This is a genomic window from Komagataeibacter kakiaceti JCM 25156 (genome assembly GCF_000613305.1).
Genome location: NZ_BAIO01000386.1, coordinates 1 through 2281, shown reverse-complemented (window position 1 = coordinate 2281; position 2281 = coordinate 1). Strand labels below are relative to the sequence as shown.

At 66.3% G+C, this 2281-nt stretch carries 1 protein-coding gene and 1 pseudogene; both read right to left on the bottom strand.

Annotation, left to right across the window (positions count from 1 at the left end; translation table 11 throughout):
* Window positions 1–1129, bottom strand: a 1129-nt coding sequence (gene lpxB / locus JCM25156_RS14155) for a lipid-A-disaccharide synthase (protein WP_034959973.1), incomplete at its 3' end; no start/stop codon positions are given.
* A gap of 200 nt (window positions 1130–1329) precedes the next feature.
* Window positions 1330–2281 (bottom strand): annotated as a pseudogene (gene pstS, locus JCM25156_RS24680) (phosphate ABC transporter substrate-binding protein PstS); the annotation flags it as partial.

The window sequence follows — 2281 nt, the reverse complement described above, 5'->3', positions numbered from 1 at the left end:
CAGGACGCGACGCCAGCAAATCCATGACCTCCCGCGCCGCGGCCGTGGCCGGATCCTGACCCGGCCCGCGCAGGCTGGCGCGGATATGGCTGAAACCGGCGCGTTGCAGGCGGCGGCAGTTTTCATCCGTCAGCAGGCGCTCCACGGTTGCGGCCAGACGTTCGGGCGTGCAGTTTTCCTGTAGCAGTTCCGGCACGAGCCTGTGCCCGGACAGCAGGTTCACCATGGCGACATAGGGCACGCGGATCAGCCGCCGCGCCATGGCCGCCGTCAATGGATTGACCCGGTAGGTCACGGCCATGGGCACATCCGCAATGGCCAGTTCCAGCGTGGACGTGCCGGATTTGGTCAGCGCGGCGTCAGCGGCGGCGAACGCGTCGTGCTTGTCCTGCACATCCGTTACGATAAGCGGCTGGACCGGCCATTTCGCCACGCCCCTGCGCACGATGTCGGCAATGACAGGCGCCACGGGCACAACCGGCACGATACCGGGCATGCTGCGCTGCAGGCAGGCCAGCATCCGCCCGTAGACCGGCAGCAGGCGTGGCGCTTCGGAACGGCGGCTACCGGGCATGAGCACCAGCACGGGTGCTCCGTCCCCTATGCCATGGCGGGCGCGGAACGCCTGCCCCGACCCCTGATCCGCCCCGGACTGGATAACCGGATGGCCCACGAAGCGGGCCTCGATCCCGTGGCGGCCAAAAAATTCCGGCTCGAAGGGCAGCAGGCAGAGCATCCGCTCCCACAGCCCCGGAAATTCCCGCACCCTGTGTTCACGCCAGGCCCAGACCTGCGGCGCGACATAATGCAGGCGCGGGATGGAAAGCGGCGCGATCCGGCGCAGCAGGCGCAGGGTAAAGCCGGGACTGTCGATGGTAATGACCAGATCGGGCCGCAGCCGGGTAATGTTCCCGACCGCCTGATCCAGCCTGCGGGAAAGCATCCGTAATCTGGGCAGCACTTCCAGCAGGCCCATGACCGCGAGGTCACGCAGCGGGAACAGGCTATGCAACCCCTGCGCGCGCATATGTTCCCCCCCGATGCCCGCGAACCGCATGTCGGGCCGCATATGCCGCAATGCCGCCATAAGGCGACCACCCAGCACATCGCCGCTGGCCTCCCCCGCCATAATCCAGATGGTCGGGCCGGAGGGGGCGGGAGGAGTTTGGGAGAAGATCCTGTCATGTCCGATGGGCTTATCGTGTCATGGGGGCCAGCGCAAACGCCACCTGCCGGAAATGGCATGCAGGGTATGGGGGCGTTTCCGGTGAAGCCTTTTTCAAAAAAAGGCGACACCCGGAAACCTTTACTTTTTTATCAGCCCGTTACTCAGCGCGCCGTCACCAGTTCCCGCAGGCTGGCGCTGATGCTGTCGGGCAGCGGGACATAGCCCAGCGCCAGCGCCGCATCACCGCCATGCTGCATGCTCCAGTCAAAAAACGCACGTACGGCCCTGCCCTGCGGCGTCATGGCCCGATCCTCGGGGATCAGCACATAGGTCGCCGCCATGATGGGCCATGCGCCCGCACCGTCGCCATCCAGAACATCGGCCGAATGGGTGGTGTCCTGCGCCCATCGGGCGGTGGTTACGGCAAGGCGGAAGCTTTCCGGGTTCGCCGTGACCAGTTCCCCATGCCGGTTGCGCAGTTCCGCCATGGGCATGTGGTTGCCCGCCGCATAGGCGTATTCCAGATAGCCGATGCCGCCTTCCGTATTGCGCACGGCGGCGGCCACGCCATCGTTCCCGCGCGCGCCCTCGCCCGCTGGCCATTCAATGGATGTGCCCCGCCCTTCCTCCGCCGCCCAGCGCGGGGAAACACGCGAGAGATAGGATGTGAACACAAAGGTCGTGCCCGACCCGTCCGCACGCCGCACCGGGGCCACCGGCATGGCGGGCAGGGTCATGTCCGGGTTTTCCGCTACGATGCGGGGGTCGTTCCACTGGGTGATGTCACCGGCGTACAGCCGCGCCAGCAGTTCACCCGTCAGGCGCAGGTGGCTGGTCTCGACACCGGGCAGGTTCACGACCACCACGATCGCGCCCAGCACGGTGGGAAACTGGATCAACCCGTTCTGCGCAAGTTGCGCCGCGTTCATCGGCGCATCGGAGGCCCCGAAATCCACCGTGCGGGCCTTGACCTGATTCTGTCCCGCGCCGGAGCCGATGGTCTGGTAATTCAGGCGGATATCCGTGACATGGGATATCCCCTCCCCCAGGCCCCGTAAATTGGCGCGCCAAAGCTGGAGCCCGCCCCGGTAATTTCGGTCGCGCCAGCCGGAA